Annotated in this window: 24 protein-coding genes; 5 read left to right on the forward strand and 19 right to left on the reverse strand. The window is 70.8% G+C overall.

Going from position 1 to position 22,444, the window contains the following annotated elements; all coding sequences use genetic code 11:
* Positions 1-50: 50 nt before the first annotated feature.
* Positions 51-812, forward strand: a complete 762-nt coding sequence (locus OIC96_RS11780) for an SDR family NAD(P)-dependent oxidoreductase (RefSeq protein WP_330307879.1) — start codon at positions 51-53, stop codon at positions 810-812.
* Between the two features lie 5 nt (positions 813-817).
* On the forward strand, positions 818-1,603 hold the full coding sequence (locus OIC96_RS11785) for an SDR family NAD(P)-dependent oxidoreductase (RefSeq protein ID WP_330307878.1): 786 nt from the start codon (positions 818-820) through the stop codon (positions 1,601-1,603).
* Positions 1,604-1,786: 183 nt separating this feature from the next.
* Here the strand turns inward: OIC96_RS11785 and OIC96_RS11790 are convergent, their stop codons facing one another.
* The 9 genes from OIC96_RS11790 to OIC96_RS11830 all read right to left on the reverse strand — a co-directional run bounded on the left by OIC96_RS11790 (position 1,787) and on the right by OIC96_RS11830 (position 11,434).
* Entirely contained in the window at positions 1,787-2,623 is an 837-nt protein-coding gene (locus tag OIC96_RS11790; RefSeq protein WP_330307877.1) for an SDR family oxidoreductase, read from the reverse strand.
* Positions 2,620-3,075, reverse strand: coding sequence for a VOC family protein (locus OIC96_RS11795; protein ID WP_330307876.1), 456 nt, complete (start codon positions 3,073-3,075; stop codon positions 2,620-2,622). The genes OIC96_RS11790 and OIC96_RS11795 overlap by 4 nt, the downstream gene beginning before the upstream one ends.
* On the reverse strand, positions 3,072-4,166 hold the full coding sequence (locus OIC96_RS11800) for a CaiB/BaiF CoA transferase family protein (RefSeq protein ID WP_330307875.1): 1,095 nt from the start codon (positions 4,164-4,166) through the stop codon (positions 3,072-3,074). The genes OIC96_RS11795 and OIC96_RS11800 overlap by 4 nt, the downstream gene beginning before the upstream one ends.
* Positions 4,163-5,104 carry an LLM class F420-dependent oxidoreductase gene (locus tag OIC96_RS11805; protein WP_330310321.1) on the reverse strand — a complete coding sequence of 314 codons (942 nt, stop codon included), beginning with the start codon at positions 5,102-5,104 and terminating at the stop codon, positions 4,163-4,165. Before OIC96_RS11805 ends, OIC96_RS11800 begins: the two co-directional genes overlap by 4 nt.
* Before the next feature lie 61 nt (positions 5,105-5,165).
* The gene (locus OIC96_RS11810) at positions 5,166-5,585 is read right to left on the reverse strand and encodes a cobalamin B12-binding domain-containing protein (protein ID WP_330307874.1); all 420 of its coding nucleotides are present in this window, start codon (positions 5,583-5,585) and stop codon (positions 5,166-5,168) included.
* Positions 5,585-7,261 (reverse strand): methylmalonyl-CoA mutase family protein, encoded by a 1,677-nt coding sequence (locus OIC96_RS11815; RefSeq protein ID WP_330307873.1) that lies wholly within the window; start codon positions 7,259-7,261, stop codon positions 5,585-5,587. Before OIC96_RS11815 ends, OIC96_RS11810 begins: the two co-directional genes overlap by 1 nt.
* On the reverse strand, positions 7,258-8,685 hold the full coding sequence (locus OIC96_RS11820; RefSeq protein ID WP_330307872.1) for a FadD3 family acyl-CoA ligase: 1,428 nt from the start codon (positions 8,683-8,685) through the stop codon (positions 7,258-7,260). Before OIC96_RS11820 ends, OIC96_RS11815 begins: the two co-directional genes overlap by 4 nt.
* On the reverse strand, positions 8,682-9,860 hold the full coding sequence (locus OIC96_RS11825) for an amidohydrolase family protein (RefSeq protein WP_330307871.1): 1,179 nt from the start codon (positions 9,858-9,860) through the stop codon (positions 8,682-8,684). Before OIC96_RS11825 ends, OIC96_RS11820 begins: the two co-directional genes overlap by 4 nt.
* Positions 9,861-9,889: 29 nt before the next feature.
* Positions 9,890-11,434 (reverse strand): AMP-binding protein, encoded by a 1,545-nt coding sequence (locus OIC96_RS11830; RefSeq protein ID WP_330307870.1) that lies wholly within the window; start codon positions 11,432-11,434, stop codon positions 9,890-9,892.
* Positions 11,435-11,499: 65 nt separating this feature from the next.
* Here OIC96_RS11830 and OIC96_RS11835 point away from each other — a divergent pair, with 65 nt between their 5' ends.
* The 3 genes from OIC96_RS11835 to OIC96_RS11845 are packed head-to-tail and all read left to right on the forward strand — an operon-like array spanning position 11,500 to position 14,184.
* Positions 11,500-12,516, forward strand: a complete 1,017-nt coding sequence (locus tag OIC96_RS11835; RefSeq protein ID WP_330307869.1) for a ferredoxin--NADP reductase — start codon at positions 11,500-11,502, stop codon at positions 12,514-12,516.
* A gap of 29 nt (positions 12,517-12,545) precedes the next feature.
* The gene (locus tag OIC96_RS11840) at positions 12,546-13,262 is read left to right on the forward strand and encodes an enoyl-CoA hydratase/isomerase family protein (protein WP_330307868.1); all 717 of its coding nucleotides are present in this window, start codon (positions 12,546-12,548) and stop codon (positions 13,260-13,262) included.
* Positions 13,255-14,184 (forward strand): alpha/beta hydrolase fold domain-containing protein, encoded by a 930-nt coding sequence (locus tag OIC96_RS11845; protein ID WP_330307867.1) that lies wholly within the window; start codon positions 13,255-13,257, stop codon positions 14,182-14,184. The genes OIC96_RS11840 and OIC96_RS11845 overlap by 8 nt, the downstream gene beginning before the upstream one ends.
* Here the strand turns inward: OIC96_RS11845 and OIC96_RS11850 are convergent.
* From OIC96_RS11850 to OIC96_RS11895, 10 genes are all read right to left on the reverse strand, one after another.
* Complete coding sequence (locus OIC96_RS11850; RefSeq protein ID WP_330307866.1) at positions 14,138-14,704, reverse strand: TetR/AcrR family transcriptional regulator; 567 nt, start codon at positions 14,702-14,704, stop codon at positions 14,138-14,140. The genes OIC96_RS11845 and OIC96_RS11850 overlap by 47 nt on opposite strands.
* A 142-nt stretch (positions 14,705-14,846) precedes the next feature.
* Entirely contained in the window at positions 14,847-15,116 is a 270-nt protein-coding gene (locus OIC96_RS11855; RefSeq protein WP_330307865.1) for a hypothetical protein, read from the reverse strand.
* On the reverse strand, positions 15,109-15,429 hold the full coding sequence (locus OIC96_RS11860; RefSeq protein ID WP_330307864.1) for a DUF1330 domain-containing protein: 321 nt from the start codon (positions 15,427-15,429) through the stop codon (positions 15,109-15,111). Before OIC96_RS11860 ends, OIC96_RS11855 begins: the two co-directional genes overlap by 8 nt.
* Positions 15,430-15,439: 10 nt before the next feature.
* Positions 15,440-15,628: a ferredoxin gene (locus tag OIC96_RS11865; RefSeq protein ID WP_330307863.1), complete on the reverse strand. Its 189-nt coding sequence runs from the start codon at positions 15,626-15,628 to the stop codon at positions 15,440-15,442.
* Positions 15,625-16,926, reverse strand: a complete 1,302-nt coding sequence (locus OIC96_RS11870) for a cytochrome P450 (protein WP_330307862.1) — start codon at positions 16,924-16,926, stop codon at positions 15,625-15,627. The genes OIC96_RS11865 and OIC96_RS11870 overlap by 4 nt, the downstream gene beginning before the upstream one ends.
* A gap of 79 nt (positions 16,927-17,005) precedes the next feature.
* Positions 17,006-17,872, reverse strand: a complete 867-nt coding sequence (locus tag OIC96_RS11875; protein ID WP_330307861.1) for an NAD(P)-dependent oxidoreductase — start codon at positions 17,870-17,872, stop codon at positions 17,006-17,008.
* A complete protein-coding gene (locus tag OIC96_RS11880; protein ID WP_330307860.1) occupies positions 17,872-18,489 on the reverse strand; it encodes a DoxX family protein in 618 nt (205 codons plus the stop codon). The genes OIC96_RS11875 and OIC96_RS11880 overlap by 1 nt, the downstream gene beginning before the upstream one ends.
* Positions 18,486-19,382: an alpha/beta fold hydrolase gene (locus tag OIC96_RS11885; protein WP_330307859.1), complete on the reverse strand. Its 897-nt coding sequence runs from the start codon at positions 19,380-19,382 to the stop codon at positions 18,486-18,488. Before OIC96_RS11885 ends, OIC96_RS11880 begins: the two co-directional genes overlap by 4 nt.
* The gene (locus OIC96_RS11890; protein WP_330307858.1) at positions 19,379-21,046 is read right to left on the reverse strand and encodes a thiolase C-terminal domain-containing protein; all 1,668 of its coding nucleotides are present in this window, start codon (positions 21,044-21,046) and stop codon (positions 19,379-19,381) included. Before OIC96_RS11890 ends, OIC96_RS11885 begins: the two co-directional genes overlap by 4 nt.
* The gene (locus OIC96_RS11895; RefSeq protein WP_330307857.1) at positions 21,043-22,440 is read right to left on the reverse strand and encodes a cytochrome P450; all 1,398 of its coding nucleotides are present in this window, start codon (positions 22,438-22,440) and stop codon (positions 21,043-21,045) included. The genes OIC96_RS11890 and OIC96_RS11895 overlap by 4 nt, the downstream gene beginning before the upstream one ends.
* Between the last annotated feature and the right edge of the window lie 4 nt (positions 22,441-22,444).

Raw genomic sequence — 22,444 nt, forward strand, 5'->3', positions numbered from 1 at the left:
ATGCTATTCTCATCTACCTAGAGCCCCGCTTGCAAGAGAGGAAAACCTTGATGCAGATCAGTGGGAGTTCCGCGGTCGTCGTCGGTGGGGCGGGAGGCCTGGGCGAGGCCACCGTCCGTCGCCTGCACGCGGCGGGCGCGAAGGTCGTCGTCGCCGATCTCGCCGACGAGAAGGGCAAGGCCCTGGAGCAGGAGTTGGGCGTCCGGTACGTACGGACCGACGCCACCGACGAGGGCGATGTGCGGGCGGCGCTGGCCGAGGCGGAGTCGGCGGGACCGCTGAGGATCTCGGTGGACGCCCACGGCGGCCCGGCGAGCGGCGGCCGGCTGGTCGGCAAGGACGGCGAACCCCTGGACCTCGCGGGCTTCAGGACGACGATCGAGGTCTATCTGACCGGTGTCTTCAACGTGCTGAGGCTGGCCGCCGCCGCCATGGCCCGGCAGGAGCCGGTCGACGGGGACAGGGGCGTCATCGTCAACACCGCGTCAATCGCGGCGTACGAGGGCCAGATCGGCCAACTTCCCTACGCCGCCGCCAAGGGCGGAGTGGTGAGCATGACCCTCGTCGCCGCCCGCGATCTGTCACCGCTGGGCATCCGCGTCGTCACCATCGCGCCGGGCACGTTCCTGACCCCGGCCTACGGCAAGGCGGGCGACCAGCTGGAGGCCTACTGGGGGCCGAAGATCCCGCATCCCCGGCGCATGGGCCGCTCCCCGGAGTACGCGGCGCTCGTCGAGCACATCTGTGAGAACGCCTATCTCAACGGCGAGGTCATACGGCTCGACGGCGCGCTCAGGTTCCCGCCGAAGTGAGCCCCGTGACCGAGACCGAGACCGAGATGAGCGGCCCGCTGAAGGGGAAGAGCGGTTCGCTGAAAGGGAAAGTGGCGTTCGTCGCCGGCGCCAGCCGCGGCATCGGCAGGACGGTCGCGCTGGCGCTCGCCGAGGCCGGGGCCGCGGTCGCGGTCGCCGCGCGGTCCGAGGAGGAGGGCCGGCTGCCCGGCACGATCCACGCCGTCGCCGACCGCATCGTGACGGCGGGCGGCCGCGCGCTGGCCGTCCCTTGTGACGTCACCGTCGAGAAGTCGGTCGAGACCGCCGTGGCCGCGACGGCCGAGGAGTTCGGCGGGATCGACATCCTGATCGCCAACGCCGGGGTCCTCTGGCTCGGCCCGGTCGAGTCCACCCCGCTCAAGCGCTGGCAGCTGTGCCTGGACGTCAACCTGACCGGCGTCTTCCTCGTCACCAAGGCCGTCATTCCGTACGTCCGTGAGCGCGGCGGCGGCTCCCTGGTGGCCGTGACGACCGGCGGGGTCGCCATGACCGACCGGGGAGCCAACGCCTACTGGGTCTCCAAGGCCGCGGTCGAGCGCCTCTACCTCGGGCTCGCCGCCGATCTGAGGCCCGACGACATCGCGGTCAACTGCCTCGCCCCGTCACGTGTCGTCCTCACGGAGGGCTGGCGCGCCGGGGGCGGAGGCCTCGACATCCCCCCGGAGATGGTGGAACCGCCGGAGGCGATGGCCAGGGCCGCCGTCCTGCTGGCCGGCCAGAACGCCTCCGGCATCACGGGCACCGTACAGCGCTCGGAATCGCTCGCGTGAAGGGCGGACGCGGCGGGCACACCGTCCACGACGGCCCCGCCGCCCCGGCCGGCCGCTCCCCCCGTTCCGGAAACTGATGGACCGTCTCCACTCCATCGTGGTCGCAGCGGACACCGGGCCCGGGGCGCGGGTGCCGGCGGCGATACTCTCGGCCGCGATCAGTGGCGCCGCCGTACACCAGGCTCACGGCCGGCCGGACCGTCCGCGCACGGCGGCACACACGCCGCCGTCGACCAGCAGGTCGATCCCGGAGAGGAAACCGGCCTCGGCCGACAGCAGGAAGGCCACGGCGGCGGCGACGTCCTCGGCGCGCCCCGTACGGCCGAGCGGGGTCTGCCGTACGAGCGCGTCCATGGTCGGATGGCTCGCCGCTTCCTGCTGCCCCTGAGGGGTGTCGATGACGCCGGGCGAGACCGAGCAGATACGGGCGCCGAGCGGCCCGAGGCGCACCGCCTCCCGCCGTACGAAACGGTGCACCCCGTGCTTGGCCCACGTGTACGCCGCACCCGTGTCCTCGACGGACGGCCCGAGGGCGTCGCGGATCCGGTCGAGGAAATCCTCGCCGAGCGGGTCCTCCAGGATCGCGGCGACCGCCGGATCGGCGTCGAGGCCGGCGAGAAGCGGTGCCATCGAGGCGAAGCACACGATGGCCGTCCCGGCCGTGGCGAGCGGGCGCAGCGACTCGACCAGCAGCGCGGTCCCGACGAGGTCGACGGTGAAGATGCGCCGCCAGTCCGCCATGGTGGGGGAAATACCGGCGGCGTGGGCGACGGCCCGCAGGGCGCCGAGTTCGTCGACCCGGGCGGCGAGCCGGGCGAGGCCCTCGGCGTCGGTGATGTCGAGGACGAACGGCTCGACGGCGGCCCCGCCTCCCGTGGCCGACAACTCCTTGGCCGCCGCGGTCACGGTCGTCTCGTCCCGGTCGACGAGCAGCAACGTGTCCACCATGCCGGTCAGCCGCTCCGCACAGGCCAGGCCCATGCCGCGCCCGGCTCCGGTCGCGATCCCCACGGTCGTCATGCGTTCGTCCCTCCCTCGCCCCAGTACTTCTCCAGCCCCGGCTGTGCCGCCCGGTCGACGAGTTCGACCAGGAAGCCGGTCGTGCCGCGCAGGAAGGCGAACGGGGTGCCGCCGGGCCCCGTACGTGACGCCTCCCTCACGAATCCATGGCGTACGAGCTCGGCGGCGTCCGCGACCACGTCGTCGGACCAGTAGCCGGCGTGGTGGATTCCGGTGCCGCCCGCCGGTTCCCAGAGAGTCCCCGGGATACGCCGGACGATCTCCAGCCGGGGTGACGTCCTGGAGTACACGCACCTCATGTCGAGGACGGCCTCGCCGGTCGGCAGCGTCACCGGGACCGGCCCGCCGATCTCCGCGCACCACTCGTATCCGAACGCGGTGGAGAACTCGGCCAGGGTCGCCTCGAAGTCCCGGGCGACGATGCCGAGATGGAACTGGTCCTCGGCCCTCATGACTCGGTCACCGCCCCTACGGCTGTGGCGGCGCCGTGCTCGCCCAGGCGCGGCGGCGGCCGGTAGTCGGGCTCGTATCCCGCCACCCGGACCGGGCTGCCCACCAGCCGGAAGCCGCCGGCCCGCACGACCGCCTCCGGGGTCGCGGTCAGCGACTCGGACAGCGTCCGTACGGCGGCCGCCGGTATCCCCAGGGGGCGCAGCCGTGACTCCCAGCCGGCGGCGGTGTCACCAGCCAGGGCCTGGGTCACCGCGGCGAGCACCTCCGCGCGGTGCTCCGCCCGCTCGGCCATCGTCGGGAACCCCTCGATGCCCGCTTCCGCGGCGAAGGACTTCCAGAAGCCGTCGTGCGTGATGAAGAGAGCCAGATGTCCTTCGGCCGTCGCGAAGAGCTGCGCCGGCACGTAGTACGAGTGCGCGCCGAGGGGCAGCCGCCGCGGCTCTACGCCCTCGTTCAGGTAAGCCGATGCCCGGTAGTTGAGCTGAGAGAGCATCACATCCCGTAGGCAGACCTCGACTTGGCCGCCGCGACCGGAGACGATCTGGGCGAGCAGGCCGAGGGCCGCGGTAAGCCCGGAGGAGTTGTCGGCCGCGGAGTACCCGGGCAGGGTCGGCGGCCCGGCCGGGTCGCCGGTGAGCGCGGCGACGCCGGTGGCCGCCTGGATCACATAGTCGAAGGCCGGTTCGTCACTGCCGTTCAGGCCGAAGCCGGTGAGCGCGACGCACACGATCCGCTCGTTCCACCGCTTCAGGTCCTCATAGGTGAGCCCGAGCCGGCGGATCACCGACGGCTTCATATTGACCAGCAACGCGTGGGCACCTGCGACGAGTTCGCCCAGCCGGTCCTGCCCCTCGCCCGTCGTGAGGTCGAGGCAGACGCTGCGCTTGCCCCGGTTGAGGCTGGCGAAGTAGGCGTCGCTCACCTGGCGCGAGATGTCACCGCCCGGCGGTTCGATCTTGGTGACCTCGGCGCCGAGGTCGGCGAGCATCATCGTGGCGTAGGGGCCCGCCAGCAGATGACCGACCTCCAGAACGCGTATGCCCGCCAACGGGCCTGATTTTCCCTGCTGTTGGGGCTGCCGGGCGGTCATCGCAAGTCCGCCGCGATGCCGGCGAGCACCTCGCGGGTACGGCGCTTGGAGGCGACCAGTGCGTCGCGGCCCTCCCCGAGGGGCAGCAGCCGTACGGACAGGTCGGTGACCCCGGCGTCCGCGAACCGCCGGAACCGGTCCGCGATGGCCGTCTCGTCACCGGCCGCGCACAGGTCGCCGATGTCCTTGGCGTCGCCGTAGTCAAGCAGCCGTTGGTAGTTGGGGGAGATCTCCGCCTCCCCGAGAATGCGGTTCGCACGCTCGCGCGCCGCGTCGACCTCCGACGGCCGGCACAGGCAGACCGGGATGCCCGCGACGACCCTGGGCGCCGGACGCCCGGCGCCCTCGGCCGCCTTGGTGATGCGCGGTACGACATGCTCGGCGACCGCGCGCTCGTCGGCCATCCACAGCACGGTCCCGTCGGCCCGCTCGCCCGCGAGGGCCAGCATGACCGGGCCGAGCGCGGCGAGCAGCACCGGCAACGGGCTTACCGGGCCGAGATCGAGCGGGTTGTGCACGGTGAAAGTGGCGTTCTCGACGTCGACCGGGCCCGGTCCGCCGAGGGCCTTGTCCAGCACGTCGAGGTAGTCGCGGGTGAGCCCGGCCGGACGCTCGTACGGCAGGCCGAGCATGTCCCGCACGATCCAGTGGTGCGAGGGCCCGATGCCCAGGGCCAGCCGCCCGCGCGCGGCGGCCTGCGCGGACAGTGCCTGCCGCGCCAGCGCGACCGGATGCTGCGCCTGCAGGGGTACGACGGCCGTGCCCAGCTCGATCCGCGCGGTCCGCGCTCCCATCAGCGCCACAGCCGTCAACGCGTCGAAGTCCGTGGGGATTTGAGGCACCCACGCGGTGTCGAGACCCGCGTTCTCGGCCCAGGTCACATCGTCGATCATCCGCGCGACCTTCCGCGCGGAGTCCCCTCGCTCCGGCCCGATCATCACACCGACACGCACAATGCCTCCAACTGTTCGAGAGCCACTTCGACAGCTATTTCGACAGCTACTTCGACAGCTGTCCGAGATCCGACAGAGCGCGGACTTCCGCCACGATGGCGTCGAGAGAGGTACCGGTCGGGAAGACCGCGGCGGCGCCCGCGGCCCGCAGCCGGGGCACGTCGGCCGGAGGGACGGTCCCGCCGACGACCACGGCGATGTCGACCGCGTCGGCGGCGCGCAGCCCCTCGATGACACGGGTGGTCAGGGCGAGATGTGCCCCGGACAGGATGCTGAGGCCGACGATGGAGACGTCCTCCTGGATCGCGGTCGCCACGATGGTGTCGACGCGCTGGCGGATCCCGGTGAACACCACCTCGAAGCCCGCGTCGCGCAACGTGCGCGCGACGATCTTGGCACCGCGGTCATGGCCGTCGAGACCGGGTTTGGCTATGAGGACGCGCGCGGCCTGGCCGGGGGCCGCCATCAGAACACCACCGGCTGCTGGAACTCGCCCCAGACCGCCTTGAGCGCGGCGACCATCTCGCCGACCGTGCAATAGGCGGAGGCGCATTCGATCAGAACGGGCATGAGGTTCTCGGTTCCCTCCGCGGCGCGGGCCAGCTCCGCGAGACGGTCTCGTACGGCTGCGGCGTCGCGGGTGGCCTTCACATCGGCGAGCCGCTTCAGCTGGCGGTCGCGGCCCTCCGCGTCCAGTTCGTATGTCGCGAGGTCGGGCGGCGGCTCGTCCGAGACGAAGCGGTTGACCCCGACGACCGGCCGGGTGCCCGCCTCGACCTCGCGGTGGAGCTGGTAGGCCTCGTCGGCGATGAGCCCTTGCAGATAGCCGTCCTCGATCGCCCGGACCATGCCCCCGTAGCGCTCCAGGTCCTCCATGACCTCGACGATCCGGGCCTCGGTGGCGTCGGTGAGCGCCTCCACGAAGTACGAGCCGCCGAGCGGGTCCGCGACGCGGGCGACGCCGGTCTCGTGGGCGAGGATCTGCTGTGTGCGCAGCGCGAGCGTCGCCGACTCCTCGCTGGGCAGCGCGAACGGCTCGTCCCACGCGGCCGTGAACATCGACTGGACGCCGCCGAGCACGGAGGCCAGCGCCTCGTACGCCACCCGGACGGTGTTGTTCTGCGCCTGGGGCGCGTAGAGGGAGGCACCGCCGGCCACGCAGCCGAAGCGGAACATCGCCGCCTTGTCGGTGCTCGCGCCGTACCTCTCCCGGACGATCGTGGCCCAACGCCTGCGTCCCGCACGGTACTTGGCGATCTCCTCGAAGAAGTCGCCGTGCGTGTAGAAGAAGAAGGAGATCTGCGGGGCGAACTGATCGATCGTCATACGGCCACGGGCCAGCACCGTGTCGCAGTAGGTGACCCCGTCGGCGAGGGTGAACGCCATTTCCTGTACGGCGTTGGCCCCGGCGTCACGGAAGTGCGAGCCGGCGACCGAGATCGCGTTGAACTTCGGCACCTCGGCCGCGCAGAACTCGATGGTGTCGGCGATGAGCCGCAGGGACGGTTCGGCGGGCCAGATCCAGGTGCCGCGGGAGGCGTACTCCTTGAGAATGTCGTTCTGGATCGTGCCGGTGAGCTTCGCCCTGGGCACGCCCTTGCGTTCGGCGGCGGCCACGTAGAAGGCCAGCAGGATCGCCGCCGTTCCGTTGATGGTGAAGCTGGTGCTGATCCGGTCGAGCGGGATGTCCTCGAAGAGCACCTCGGCGTCGGCGAGGGTGTCGAGGGCGACGCCGACCCGGCCGACCTCCTCGCTCACCTCGGGGTCGTCGGAGTCGTAGCCGCACTGGGTGGGCAGGTCGAGCGCCACCGAGAGTCCCGTTCCGCCCTGCTCCAGGAGATAGCGGTAGCGGCGGTTGGACTCCTCCGCCGTACCGAATCCGGAGTACTGCCGCAGCGTCCACAGGCGTCCCCGGTAGCCGGTGGCGTAGTTGCCGCGGGTGAAGGGGAACTGGCCGGGTGCGGGCGGCTGCGTGCGCAGGTCCGACGGCCCGTAGACCGGGTTGAGGGGAATGCCGGAGGCGGTCCGGGAGAAGAAGCTCTTCTCCGGAGGCTTCTCCGAGGGTGTCCCGGGAGGCTTCTCCGAAGGTGTCTCAGGAGGCTTCTCCGAGGCTGTCTCCGGGGGCTTGGCTGGAGGCGTCATCGCAACTGGTCCTTCATCACCTTGCCGGTGGCGTTCAACGGCAGCTCTTCGAGGAACTCCACGGACCTGGGCACCTTGAACCCGGCCATCCGCTCCCGGCTCCAGGCGAGCAGGTCCTCGACCGAGAGCGGGCTTCTCCGTACGACGAACGCCTTTCCCACCTGGCCGAGCCGCTCGTCCGGTACACCGATCACGGCGGCCTGCGCGACGGCCGGATGCTTCAGCAGGAAGCCCTCGATCTCGGCCGGATAGGCGTTGAAGCCGCCCACGATGAACATGTCCTTCTTGCGGCCGACGATCCGCAGATGTCCCCGCTCGTCGAGCGTCCCGAGGTCCCCGGTGTGCAGCCAGCCCTCCTTGTCGACCGTCTCGGCGGTCGCCTTCGGATCGTCCAGGTAGCCGAGCATCACGCTGTATCCGCGCACCAGGACCTCGCCGTCGTCCGCGATGCGGACCTCGACGCCGTCGCAGGGGGTGCCGACCGTCGTCGCGATGTCCTCGAAGGAGTCGCCGGGCCTGGATGCCGTGGCCGTGCCCGCCTCGGTCAGGCCGTAGCCCGTCATGACGGACCGGAAGGGCAGTTCGCTCACGATCCTGCGGACGAGTTCGACCGGGATGTCGGCGGCCCCGGTGACGGCCACCCGCAGCGAGGACAGGTCGCGCCAGCCCCGCGCGGCCAGCAGCGAGTGGTAGAGCGTGGGCGGGCCCGGCAGGACGGTGACCTTCTCGCGTTCGACGAGGTCGAGTACGCGGTCCACGTCGAAGACGGGCACGGGCAGGATGGTCGCGCCGCGGATCAGGGACGCGACGCAGCCCGCCTTGAAGCCGAAGATATGGAAGAACGGGTTGACGATCAGATAGCGGTCGCCCTCCCGCAGCCCGGCCAGGTCGCACCACTCCGCGTACAGCCGGAGGGTCTGGGCGTGGGTCATCAGGACGCCCTTGGGCCGGCCGGTCGTCCCGGAGGTGAACACGATGTCGCTCACGTCGTCGCCGCTCACCTCGCGCTCGAACGGTGAACCGCTCGCGAGGAAGCCGGACTTGAGGTCGATCACCGGGACGCCCGGCGGGGCCTCGAAGTCCAGGCCGAGAAAGCCCTGTTCGACGAGGACGAGTCTGGCCCCGCTGCGGCGGATGATGTCGTGCGCCTCGTCCGCCTTGAACCGGGTGTTGACCGGGACCAGCACTCCGCCGGCGGTGAGCAGCCCGAAGGCCGCGACGATCCACTCGGCGGAGTTGGGCGCCCAGATCGCCGCCCGGTCGCCCTTCTCGATCCCGGCCGCCGCGAAGGCTCCCGCGGCCACCCGGACCCGGTCGGCCAACTCCGCGAAGGTGAGCCGGAGCTGGCCGTCGACAACCGCTTCGGCGGCGCCGAAGCGGTCGGCGGCGCTCAGCACCATCCGGGGGATGGACTCCCAGGTCATGGGCGGATCAGCCGGGCGAGGTTGCCGCCCATGATCTTGGCCTGGTCCGGTTCGCTCATGCCCTGGATCGCGTCGATGTAGCTGACCGGGTCGGCCAGGCCCTCGGGGTGGGGGTAGTCGGAGCCGAACAGCACCCGTTCGACGCCGACGATCCCGGCCAGCTCGGCCATGTCCTCCTCCCAGAACGGGCTGATGTGGATCCTGTTCCTGACCTCTTCGACCGGGTTGCCGAGGAAGCCCTTCGGCTGCTTCTTGTAGACGTCGGTCAGCTGGTCGAGGAGCGGCACGAGCCAGGAAGAGCCGTTCTCGATGACCGAGACCTTGAGTTCCGGGAACCGGAACAGCGCTCCGTGGCAGACCCAGGAGGCCACCGCGTCGGTGACGGGCCGCCATTCGCCCAGCATCCGGAAGACCTGCGCCTGGAACGGCGTCATCTCCTGGCTCTTGCCCTCCCAGTCGCTGGAGTACCGGGAGTAGCCGCTGTCGGAGGAGTGCATCGCCACCAGCACCCCGGCTTCCTCGACCCTCTTCCAGAAGGGGTCGAACTCCGGCAGCGCGAAGGACCGCGACCCGCCGTACCCGGGGACCGGGGCGGGCCGGATCAGAATCGCCCGCGCTCCGCGCTCAAGGCACCACTCCAGCTCGGCGATCGCCTTGTCCAGGATCGGCAGGCTGATCACCGGAGTGGTGAAGATCCGGTCCTTGTAGTTGAACTGCCAGGTCTCGTGCAGCCATTGGTTGAGCGAGTGGACGACGACATGGATCAGCTCCGGGTCGTCCCGCATCCGTTCCTCGATGAGGCTGGCCAGCGTCGGGAACATCAGCGTCTGCTGGATCCCCAGGTCGTCCATGAGCTCCATGCGGGGCCCGGGTTCGCGGAACGCGGGTATCGACCGCATCGGCTCACCGAACAGTTCCCGGTGCGACTTGCCCTCCGGGTTGCCGTCCCGGAAGTAGTCCTCCCAGGCTCCGGGCCGGGCGACCACCTCGAACGTGGGGTTGGGGATGTAGTCGCTGATCTGACCGCGGATGGCGATCTTCGTACGGCCTTTCACCTGTACGTACTGGATGGCGCTCGCGTACTGCTTCGGCAGGTACCGGGTGAGCGCGTCCTCTGTCTCATACAGGTGGTTGTCCGCGTCGAAAAGCGGATACGGCAGCGCACGCGATGGCATGAGATCCTCCTTCGCTGATTATGAGAATCCTATTCTCGGTTTGCTCGCACGGCAACGGCCATGCGGAGAACGAACTTCTGCACCTTCCCGCTCGCGGTGCGCGGGAACGCGTCGACGAAGCGCAGCTCCTCCGGCCACTTCTGCCGGGCGAGACCCGATCGGTCGAGGTGGGCGCGCATCTCGTCGAGGGTGAACTCGGGGTGCCCGGACCGCAGTCGTACGACGGCCACGGCGTGCTCGCCGAGCCGTGCGTCGGGGGCGGCCACGACCGCGGCCTCGGCGACGGCCGGCAGGCCGAGCAGCACCTCCTCGACCTCCAGGGCGCCGATGTTCTCGCCGCCGCGGATGATGATGTCCGACTTGCGGTCGGTGATCGTGAGGTAGCCGTCCCGGTCGATGAGGCCGATGTCGCCGGTGCGGTACCAGCCCTCGTCGTCGAAGGCCCTCTCGGTGAGGGCGGGATCGGTGTAGCCGAGGCAGAGGTCCGGGCCCCGGCTGAGGATCTCGCCGTCGTCGGCAAGGCGGATCTCCACTCCCGGAAGGGCGTTTCCGTCTGTGCAGAGCCGCTTCGCCTCGGGTGCGGTGTGCAAGGAGCCCGTGATGGAGGGGTGTTCCGTGCTGCCGTAGGAGCGGAAGGCCGTGATGCCGAGTTCCGCCAGCCGGCGGGTGACGGCGACCGGGACCGCCGACCCGCCGAGGCCCGCGTACTTCATGCCGGCCAGATGCCGGGGCGTGAAGTCGGGATGGTCGAGGAGGCTCGTCATGTAGTACACGGCCCCGCCCCCGACGGTGAGCCCGTCACTCTCCATCAGCTTCAGGGCCTGGCCCGGGTCCCAGGTGTCGGCGAGGTTCACCGGTGAGCCGTCGAGGACGGGTATCAGAAAGGCGTTCACCATGCCGATGAAGTGGCCCACGGGGGCCGCGGTGAGCTGGCTTCCCCGGTCGGGCGGGTAGAGCCCGGCGAGCTGGCGCGTCTCGAAGCCGAGGGTCCGGTGGCTGTGGACGACGCCCTTGGGGTCGCGTGTGGTGCCGGAGGTGAACGCGATCAGGGCGGGCCCCGCCGGGTCCGTCGCGAGCACGCCGGGCAGCGGATCGTCGGCCAGCAGTTCGTCGAAGTCCCGCCCGACGACACCGACGACGGGCACGTCCGCGCACAGGTCCGCCTGGTGTTCCAGCCGCCCGAACCGCTCGGCGGTGACGAACACCCGGGGCTTGACCGCGCCCAGGATGTAGCCGACTTCCTTGCGCCCGTAGAAGTGGACGATCGGCACCACGACCGCCCCGAGGAAGGCGGACGCCCAGAAGACCGCCGCGGCCTCCATCCAGTTGGGCAGCTGGAACGCGACGACGTCACCGGGGCCGACGCCTCGGTCCCGCAGCCCGGCGGCCAGCCTCCGCGCGGTCGTCTCGACCTCCGCGAAGGTCCCCTCCCATGGCCGTACGGCCGAATGCACGCGAAACTCGGTGCCGGGCGCGGCCGCCAGGCCGTGTGCCAGCAGATCTCCGACCGTCTCCCGGGTCCACCAGCCCTCCGCCTCATAGCGCTTGACCAGATCGGCGGGGATCTTTCGCATCGCGAGTACTCCCTCCCTCTGCATGAGAATTGCACTCTCGCAGAAGGAGAAGGTAAATTCCATACATGGTACGAGACCACGGTTTCCACCCGGTCCGGATCAAGCGGATCGTCCAGGAGACACCCGACACGCGCACCTATGTGCTCGACGCGCCGTTCCCCTACCGAGCCGGACAGTTCTTGACGGTCAGGGCATGCGGCGCCCTGCGCAGTTACTCGATGTCGAGTTCTCCGGACACCGACAGCGAGTTGATGACCACGGTGAAGCGGGTTCCCGGAGGGCTGGTGTCGAACTGGATGCACGAGCATCTCGAACCCGGCGACATGATCGAGACCACCCGCCCCGCTGGGGTGTTCTGTCTGCGGGAGACCTCCGCGCCGCTGCTGGCGCTGTGCGGGGGCAGCGGAATCACACCGATCCTGTCGCTCACCAAGACGGCGCTGGCGACAACGAGCAGGCGGGTGCGCGTCCTTGCGGCCAACCGGGACGCGGACTCGGTCATCTTCGCCGCCGCACTGGCCGAGTTGGCGGCGCGGCACCCGGACCGCTTCGAGATCCGGCACCACCTGGACGACCTGAGCGGATTCGTCACCGACGCCCAGGTGCGGGACTTCACCGGCGACGACCTGGACGCGGACTTCTACCTCTGCGGGCCCGGACCCTTCATGGAGCTGTCCGAGAACGCCCTTCTCGCCCACGGTGTCGACTCCGGGCAGATCTTCGCCGAGCGCTTCACGCCGGCCGCGGACGAGCCGACCGCCGTCGCGAACACCCTTCCCGCAGAGGGGAAAGCAGACGGGAAAAAGGACGGCACCGTCAGCATCGTCCTCGCCGGAAAGCGGCACACCCTCCCGCAGCACCCGGGCGAGACCCTCCTGGAGAGCGCCCGCCGGGCCGGACTCTTCCCGCCCTTCTCCTGCGAGTCGGGCAACTGCGCCACCTGCATCGCCCATGTCACCGAGGGCGAGGCCAAAATGCGCGTCAACAACGCGCTGGACGACGACGAGGTGGCCGAGGGCTGGGTCCTCACCTGCCAGGGCGAACCGGTGACGCCGCACGTCACCGTCGTCTACGAGAACTGAACTCTCAACCGGAGACCGGAGAGGCGCACATGGTAGATCTCGAAGTGGACCAGGGCCTGGCGGTCATCACCATCGACCGCCCGCACGCCCGCAACGCCATCGCGCCGGCCACCATGGGCGAGCTGGACAAGGCCCTCGACGCGGCGGCGGACGCCCGGGCGCTGGTCATCAAGGGCGCGGGCGACAAGGCGTTCGTGTCGGGGGGCGACCTGAAGGAACTGGCCGCGATCCGCACCGAGGACGAGGCGCTGGCCATGGCCCTCAGGATGCGCGGCATCTGCGACCGGCTCGCCGCCTTCCCCGGCCCGGTGATCGCCGCGCTGAACGGTCACGCGTTCGGTGGCGGCGCCGAAGTCGCGGTGTCCGCCGACATCCGCGTCGCCGCCGACGACATCCGGATCGGCTTCAACCAGACGGCCCTGGCGATCATGCCCGCGTGGGGCGGCGCCGAACGGCTCGCCGCGCTCGTCGGCAGGGGCCGGGCACTGCTGCTCGCCGGCACCGGAACCGTGCTGGACGCGGCGGAGGCCCAGCGCCTCGGACTGGTGGACCGAGTACTGCCACGGGCCGCCTTCGAGGAGGGCTGGCGTGCGCTGGCCCGCTCGCTCGCCACCCGCCCGGCGCAGGAGATCAAGCGGGTCATGGCGGGAGACCTGACCGCCGAGGAGGCCGCGCGCGCCTTCGCCCGGCTGTGGGTGGCGGACGAGCACTGGCAGGCAGCGGAAAGGGTGATGTCCCGTGGATGACACGCGAGTCGAGGCAGGCACCAACAGGACGGACGTACGGGCGGGTTCGGCCGATATACGAGCGGATTCGGCCGACATACGCGCCGGTTCGTCCGACGTACGCGCCGGTTCGTCCGACGTACGCGCCGGTTCGTCCGACGTACGCGCCGCCGGCGTGATCGACGTACGGGCCGAATCGGCCGACATACAAGGTGACTTGACGCATGTGCGCATCGAGTCGAGTCCGGTCGGTCCCGTCGTGCGGCCGCCGGAGCCCACCGATCTGGTCGTGCTCTATGTGCACGGTGACCGGCATCTGTCGGGGACGCCGGAGTCGGCGCTCGACCTGGCCGAGCGGCTGGCGCTGCGCACGGGAGCGGTCGTCGTCTGCCCCCGCTACCGGACGTCGTTCCCGGCGGCGCTCGACGACATCCACGCCGTGTACGGCTCCTGCCAGGCCCGCGGCCCCGTGGCCGTGGCGGGCGAGCGGCTGGGGGCCGGACTCGCGGCCGCCCTGCTGGTCCGGCTGCGGGACATGGGAGCACCGCCGCCGTGCTGCGGGGTGCTCAGTTCGGCGCTGCTCGATCTGACCCTGGAGGCACCGAGTCTGCTGCTCAACGCGGCCGCCGATCCCACCTTCGACGTCGACGAACTCCGGCTGCGCGCCGCGGCCTACGCCGCCGGCACCGATCCGACCAACCCGCTGCTGAGTCCCCTGCACGCCAATCTGCACGGGCTGCCCCCGATCCAGCTGCTGGCGGCAGGCACCGATCCGCTGCTGGACGACTCCCTGGAGTTCGCCGCCCGCGCGGCCCGGTCCGGCGTCACGGTGGACCTGCGGGTACGGCAGGACACGGCGAGCCTGCGCCCCGAAGTCGTCACGGCCATGGCCGACTTCATACAGGCGTGGAGCCCAGCAGGACAGCCACCACATCCCGCGTGATCTCGGGATAGTCGGACTGCTCGCCGTCCAGCAGCCACTGCTGGTGCATCCCGTCGAGCATCACCACCAGGGCCGTCGCCGCGGCGCGCGGGGTGAGGCCGCTGGGCAGGCGGTCGCCGTAGAGCTTGGTGAGGTACTCGGTCGTGTGCTCCTGGATCGCCTGATTGCGGTCGTGGCAGTACTGCTGGGCCTGATCGCTCCCGGCCATCCCCTCGGCGACCAGCACGCTGTGGATCTGGGCGAGGCCGGGGTTGAGGTGGTCGTAGGCGACGACCTCGGCGAGCTGGCTCGGGATGTCCTTGTCCGCGTGGTCGGCGGCCAGATGTTCCCGGGCGAGTTCCTCCCTGAGCTCCAGGAGTGCGACGAGAAGCCGCTTCTTGCTGGGGAAGTAGTGCAGCACGCCCTGTCTGGTCAGACCCGCGCGTTCCGCCACCGCGTCGATCGAGGCCCCTCGGTAGCCGCGCTCGGCGAACACCGCCAGGGCCGCGGCAAGAATCTCCTCGCGCCGGGCCGTCGTCATTCGGCACCCCTTCCGCCACGGACATACCGATGTGACATTACGGTTACCGCGGCGGGCAGGCGACCCTTCGGCCGGTGCGAATCCGCTGCTCGGTTGATTGCTCGATCGACTGCTCGCATCGAATGCTCGAACCCGCCCGGAACTATCGCTCCGTCCGCTGCCGGTGGGCGGCGGCGAAGGCACGCAGCTCGCGGGCCACGTCGGGCCCGGCCGGCGTGTGGACGACCTCCCGGAATCCGGCGTCGGCGAGCCGCGAGAGCTGTCGGGCGACGCGCGCCGCGGCACCGACCATGGTCGTGAGGTCGATGTGCTCCAGCAGCCGCCGTTCGTAGCCCAACTCCTCGGCGAGTACGACGAGTTCGGCGAAGTCGGGACCCGGTGGCAGCCCGCAGGACAGCTCCAGGTCACGCATGCCGGGGTGGCGGCTCGAAGCCGGAGACGATCACGGCGTTGGTGTCGGCCGCGGCGTGCCGCAGTGGCTTCGCCCGCTCGTAGGCGGCCGATTCGTACCAGGCGCGGGCCGCTGCCACCGATGCGAATTCGAGGACGACGGTACGGTCGCCGTGCCAGGCGCCCTCCAGTACCTGTGGCTGTCCGTCGACCGCCAGGACGGAGGCGCCGCCCTGGACCATCGACGGACCGGCCGCTCGGCTGTAGGCGTCCATGCCCGCCGGGTCCTTGATGGTCTCGGTCAGGATGACGTACCCCTTCGGCCCCTCGGGCATCGGCTTATCCTCAGCTGACCGTGATCGCGCGCTCGGGGCAGCTTCCGGCGGCCTTGCGGACCGTGTCCTCGAACTCGGCGGGGACTTCCGGTGTCAGCACCTCGGCGTAGCCGTCGTCGGTCAGGTCGAACACCTCGGGACAGAGCGACCAGCACACGCCGTGCCCGCGGCAGCGCTCGTCGTCGACGGTGGCCTTCATCGGGCGGGCTCCTCGGCGAGCGTGAACTCCAGGTTCAGATGGGTCAGTCCGCGCAGGATGTAGGTCGGCAGATAGCGGTAGGCGCGGGCGTCCGCGGGGCCGTGCACGCGCTCGGAGATCCAGATGTCGGTCGTGCGGTCGAGGATCCGCTCGATGGCGACCCGGGCCTCGGCACGGGCCAGGGGCGCGCCGGGGCAGGTGTGGGGGCCGCGGCCGAACGCGAGGTGATGACGGGCGTTGGCGCGGCCCACGTCGAACGTTCCCGGGTCCTCGAAGTGGCGCGGGTCGCGGTTCGCGGCGCCGTTGAGCACCATGACCGTGGTGCCGGCGGGGATGTCGACCCCGCCCACCGTGGACGGCACGCGGGAGAGCCGGAAGTCGCCTTTGATGGGGCTCTCCATCCGCAGGGTCTCTTCGATGAAGTTGGGGATGCGGTCGCGCTCGGTGCGCAGCAGCTGCTGGAACTCGCGATCCTCGGCCATGATTTTGAGGGCGTTGCTGAGGAGCCGGACGGTGGTCTCCTGCCCGGCCGCGAAGAGGTTGGTGGCGACGCGCGCGACATCGGCGACGTCGGGGGTCGAGCCGTCGGGGAACGTCGCGGTGGCCAGGCCCGTGATCACGTCGTCGCGGGGTGCGCGGCGGCGGTCCTCGGCGTAGGCGGCGAAGCGCTCGTACAGGTACTCCAGCGGCGTGTGTTCCATGGCCTTCTCGGTGCTGCCCACGCCGGGGTCGTCCTGCGGCCGGTGTTCGAGCCCCTCGACGAACTCCTCGCGGTCCTCCTCGGGCACACCGAGCAGATCGGTGATGACGCGCAGGGTGAAGGGACCCGCGAAGCCGCTGATGTAGTCGCCCTCGCCGCCGACGAGGTACGCGTCCAGCTGGGCGTCGGCGAGGTGCCACATGGCCGCCTCGTTCTCCTTGAGGCGCCTGGGTGTGATCAGCCGCATCAGCAGGCCACGGTGGTCGGTGTGCAGGGGCGGGTCGAGCGTCGGCAGCTGGTCGCTGAACGGGAGCTGGTCCCGGTACCGCTCGATCAGCTCGCTCACGTCGTCGCCTTCGAGCGGGACCGGGAACCCGGGGAAGGGGCCGGTCACCGAGAGACAGGACGAGAACGTCTCGGCGTCGCTGAAGATCTGCACCGCCTCGTCGTACCCGCTCACCATCATCACGTCGTGGTGGCTCTCGCGGTGCACGGGGCACTTTCCGCGCAGGGCCTCGAAGTACGTGTACGGGTCCGCGACGGGTTCGTCGTCCCGGAAGAAGTCGATGTCCTCGAAGTCTTTTCGCACTGGCTGCACGGCTCCCTTCATCACCCTGGCACCGAAGGACGATATCAATGTTCTCTAATCAAGAGAAGGGCATTTCCATATTCGGGGATCAGCGAATTCGGTTGGTTCCAGAGGGAGTTGGGAGACCGGCTGTCCCGGCCCGGTGGTGATCCATGAGGGCGAGGGCGTCGCCGGCGGCCGCCATCAACGTGCCCGTCGGGGCGCCCGCCGAGCCGGCGAGGTCGGCCAGCAGCCGGACGTCCTTGCGGAGCAGCGGTCCTGCGTGGGAGGCGATGCGGTCGAGGGTCCCACCCGCCGCGGCGACCCGGCCCAGTGCGAAGCTCGACCCGCTGCCGTGCGCGATGACGGAGGCGAGGCCCGAGGGGTCGACGTCAAGCGTGCGCCCAAGGGCGAGCACATCGGCGGCGGTCGCGAGATGTGCCGTGAACAGGGCGTTGTTGAGGAGCTTGGCGACCTGTCCGGAGCCCAGCGGGCCCATGTGGACGACCGGATCGCCGTACGTCTCGAAGACGCGGCGGCAGAAGGCGACGGTGCCGGACTCGCCCCCCACCATCACCAGCAGGCGCCCCTCGGCCGCCGCTCGCCCGCCCCCGCTCACGGGCGCGTCGATCAGCGTGACGCCGCGGGCCCTGGCGCGGTCGGCGAGCCGGCAGCAGGTGTCGGGGTGGACGGTGCTGTGCACGGCGATCACCCCGCCCTGTCTGAGGCCGGCCAGCACACCGTGGTCCCCGGCGACGACCTCCTCGACATCGGCGTCGTCGACGACGCACACGCACACCAGGTCGCTGGCCGCGGCCAGTTCGGCGGGGGAGGCGGCGCGCCGCACGGGCGTGCCGGCGAACGGGGTGAGCGAGGCGGGACGGCGGGCCCACAGTGTCGTCGCGAAGCCCGCGTCGACGATCCGGCGCGCCATGGGCCCGCCCTGACTGCCCAGTCCGATGAATCCGACGCGCATCAGCGGGCCTCCTGCTCGGCCGGTTCGGTCGCCGGTGGATCGCCTGAGTCGGCGGTCTCGGCCGGCCCCTCGGTCTCGGGCGCCCCCTCCGGCGTATCGGGCGCCCCGTCCGGCGTATCGGTCGTCGGCCGCGGTCGCCAGAACGCCGCCAGCAGCCCCGCCGTCGCCCCCACGGCCACCCCGAGCGCGATGCCGCCCCCGGCCCACCCGGTGACCTCGATGTCGCTCGCGTGGTCCAGGGACAGCCGCCCGGGGCCCAGCACGGCCAGTGCCAGTGCGACCACGGCCAGCGTGAGGACGTACTCGTAGCCGTCCTTGAAGACGAAGAAACCGTTCGGCCGGTGCGCGAGGACGCCCGCGACCAGCATCACCGAGATGACCGCCGCGCAGGCGAGCGATGTCAGCAGCCCAGCCACCAGCAGCAGGCCCGCGCCCACCTCGGTCAGCACGCTCAGCCACGCCTGCAGCGTCCCGTGCCGCAGCCCGAGCCCGCCGAACCAGCGGGCCGTGCCCTCGATACGGCCGCCGCCCCGCCAGTGGTTGACCCCGTGCGCGATCATGATGCCGCCCAGGACCACCCGCACCAGCAGCACCGCGACCACGTCCGCGTCGCTCAACTCGCCCTCCCCGGCCGCTGCTGAGCGGCTTCCGCGCGTGCGAGCACGCATTCCTCGACGAACGACAGGACCTTCAGGTGGTACGCCATCGCGGTCAGTCCGATGCTCAAGTTGTGGCCGCCGTCCGCCTGTTGGTCGACGGCGACCCTGGGCGAGGCGGTGAACAGGGACGCGATGTCGGCGAGCGCCGAGGGTCCGGTCCGCCACACGCGTTCGTGTTCGCCGAGGCTGAAGTGCACGGGGACGCGCACCTGTGCGGCGAGTTCGGGGAAAGTCTCGATCCAGCTTCGTGCCACGACCCCTTCGTAGGCGGGTGAGGGGGACGAGATACGGGCGCCGCCGACCACGTCCTCGGGATAGAGCCGGGAGGGCTGCCACAGCAGGTCGCGCACCCCGCGCGGCCGGCTCGGGGCGGGATCGGCGCGCAGCGCGTCCCCCAGGATCCCCACCGCGTCGTCGTGGTGGTGGCGCCCGGTGCCGGCGAGCTCCACGCCGAGCAGGTCCCGCCCGCGGTCGTCGACCGCCATGCGCAACGCCAGTTCGCAGCCGATGGAATGGGCGAGGACGAAGATTCCGGCCCCGCGCGGACGCGCCGCGAGCAGCCGGTCCACCGCCGCGTAGGCGAGGTCGACCCGCCGCTCCACGGTGGTCAGCTCGGCGGCGTGCTGGGCCGAACTGCCGTACCCTGGACGGTCGATGGCGATGACGGTGAACCCGAGCGCCTCCCCGGTCCGCAGCAGCGAGAGCCGAGGCCGGTCCGGGTAGTCGAAGTACCCCGAGTACGCGGATCCGCCGTGCAGCGCCAGCACCACGGCCCGCGGCTGCCGCGCCTCCCGCAGCAGCGCCGATACGGGGATGCCGTCGACGTCGACGATCCGCGCGACGCTGGTCACGCGTCCGCCCTGAGGAGCAGCACACCGCTCGGGGTGAGCCCCCCGCTGCTGGCCACGGCGACCCGCGCGCCCGGCACCTGTCGCGCACCGGCCTCCCCGCGCAGCTGCGTGACCGCCTCGTGGACCAGGCCCATGCCATGGGTGCGGCCGTGGGAGAGCTGGCCGCCGTGGGTGTTGAGCGGCAGCACGCCATCTCTGGCGATGTTCTTTCCGCCGTCGAGGAAGTCCTTGGCCTCGCCGATCCCGCAGAATCCCAACGCCTCTATCCAGGAGAGGCAGTTGAAGGTGAATCCGTCGTAGAGCTGGGCCACGTCGACGTCGGCGGGCTTCATCGACGTACGCGACCAGAGGTGGGCGGACTGGCCGAGCACCTGCGGTTCGTGGGTGAGCGTGCTCTGGTCCCACTCGATCCGTTCCAGGATCTGGGTGCCGACCGCCTCCACCAGGACGGGCGGCTTGGCCAGGTCGCGAGCCGCGTCCACCGCCGACACGATCACGGCGACCGCTCCGTCGCAGGGCACATCGCAGTCGTACAGCCCGAAGGGTGTGGTGACGGGCCTGGCGTTCAGGTAGTCGTCCATGGTCATCGGTTCGCGGTAGACGGCCGTCGGGTTGAGCTCGGCGTTAGCCCGCTGGTTGAGCGCGATCCAGCCGAGCGTCTCGCGCGTGGTCCCGTAGCGGTGGAAGTGCCGCTGCGCGTTCTGGGCCAGCGTGTGGGCCGCCGAGATGGCGCCGAAGGGCTTCAACCAGCCAGCCGCCGTACGGGAGTTGTCCTGTGGGCGGATCCGGCCGCGCCGTATCAGTTCGGTGTACGTCGCCTCCCAGACCGTACGGAAGCACAGCACATGCCGGGCGAGGCCGCCCGCGACCGCCAGCATCGCGGCGATGAGTGAGCCGCCGGGGCCGAAGGTCTCGCCGCCGCCGTGGTGCCAGGTGGGGTGCAGCCCCAGGGCGGCCTCCAGCGCGGTCACGCCTCCTTCGGCGAAGCCGCCGTACGCTCCGGCGCCCGGGTAGGTCGCCAGGCCGTCGATGTCGTCGATCGTCAACCCGGCGTCGGCGATGGCCTGTTCGCATGCCCGCACGGTCAGGGACAGCGGCGGGACCATCAGGCGGCGCCCGATCCGTGAGCTGCCGATGCCGCTGATCGCGACCTTGTCCTCGAACTTCTCGGTGGTGGCCATCGGGCGTACGCGGGACCGGAGTTGGTCCGGTGCCACCTCGTCCGACGGGAGCGGAGCCGGCGGGCCCTGCTCGGCGGCGGGGCGGAACAGCGGCAGCCAGGTGTCCTCGGCCTGCTCGAAGACGACCTCCATCCGCATGCCCAGCTCAAGCTGTTCCGGTTCGCATTGGACGATGTTGGTGGTGAGCCGGACCCGGGGATCCTCCTCGATGGCGACCTGCCCCACCACGTAGGGCGGTGGCAGTCCGGGCAGGCCGAAGCGGTGGTTGACGGTGAACCCGATCAGTGTCGCGAAGCCGGAGACGGCCCGTACGCCGGTGTCGTGTCCGTGGCAGTAGCGGCAGACCGGCTGTGGGGGATGGAGCAGGGCCGCGCAGGTTCCGCACTCCGTCAGGCGCAGCCGGCCGTCCGCGCCGGAGGTCCAGAAGAACTCGTTCTCCTCTGTGATCTCCGGCAGCGGACGCCCTGAGGTCTCGTCGCTCATTCGGTGATCCGCGCCTTCGCCTTCCGGACCGTCACCGGCTCGGCGATCCGCTGTTCGTCGCAGACCTTCTGCAGGACCTTCAGCGTCTCGTCGAGCCCGGCGCCGAGCCGGGGGCCGGGGGTGAACGTCGCCGGGAGGTGGCGCATGCCCTGGATGATGCCGATCGTCTCGTAGTGCTCCGCGCCCTGCGGGTCGCACCGGTAGTCCGGCATCCGGTCGAGCACCTGGACGACCATCCGCTTGAACACCGTGCGGGCGACGTTCGAGCCGATGCAGCGGTGGATGCCCAGGCCGAAGCTGCTGTGCCGGTTGGCCGGGCGTCGCATGTCGATGGTGTTCGGGTCCGGGAACACGGCGGGGTCACGGTTGGCCATCGCCCAGGAGAGCCAGAGCCGTTCGCCCTCCTTGAAGCGGGTTCCGGCGATCTCGCAGTCCGCCGAGAAGGTGCGTCCGTCGCCCGGGGCGGGTGCGTAGAAGCGCAGGAACTCCTCGGCCGCGGAGTCGAGCAGGGTGTCCCGCTCCCGGCTGAGGCGCTCCCGCTCCGCGGGGTTCTCCCCCAGCCATTCCAGGGAGTGTGCGGTGAGCGCGGTCGTGGTGTCGAAGCCGCCGCCGATCAACAGGGCGAGTACGCCGAGGAGTTCGGAGTCGGGCGGGGTCTTGCCGTTGATCTCCGCGCGGACCAGGGCGTCCACCAGGCCCGGCCTGGGGTTCGCCCGGATCTCCGCTATCGCCATGGCCAGGCCCCGGCCCATGTTCCGGCTCAGCTCGATGACGCGTGGCATGTCGGGCGAGTGGGGCGGGGTGTAGACCGAGGCGTGGGCCGGCTCGTTGTAGACGGTCCAGTCCTTGAGCGGGATGCCCATCATCGCCAGGGTGAGGACGGCCGGCACGATGTTGGCGAGGTCGTCGACGAAGTCGATCCGCCCCTCCTCGATCTTCTCGTCGAGGGCGGCGCGCACCACCTCGTCGATGACCGGGATCCAGCGGCTGATGGCCGCCGGGGAGAGATAGGGGTTGAGCGCCTGCCGGTAGTGGCGCTGTTCCGGCGGGTCCATCTCCAGGAATCCGCCCTGGACCTCCCCCCGCTCGCGGGGCGGCGGGGGAATGGAGATGCCCTTGTATCCGCGCCGCTCGCCCCGCACGTCGTGGTCGTTGGAGAGGAACTCGGCGGAGCGGGCCAGTTCGAAGACCTCGCGGTTGCCGCTGGCCACCCAGTGACCGCCGTGGGTGTCGGTCCAGGCGATGGGGCACCGGGACTGCAACTCGTGGGTGATGTCCTCGAATTGGTGGCGGTACTCGGGGGTGTGCCGGTCGAACTCGACCCTGTGTTTCTTGCGGTCGTCGCCACCCTGCTGGGTGCGATCGTCGCCGCTCACGACGTCGTCCGTGGTCATCCTG

The sequence above is a fragment of the Streptomyces sp. NBC_00775 genome (assembly GCF_036347135.1).
Taxonomy (GTDB): domain Bacteria; phylum Actinomycetota; class Actinomycetes; order Streptomycetales; family Streptomycetaceae; genus Streptomyces; species Streptomyces lutosisoli.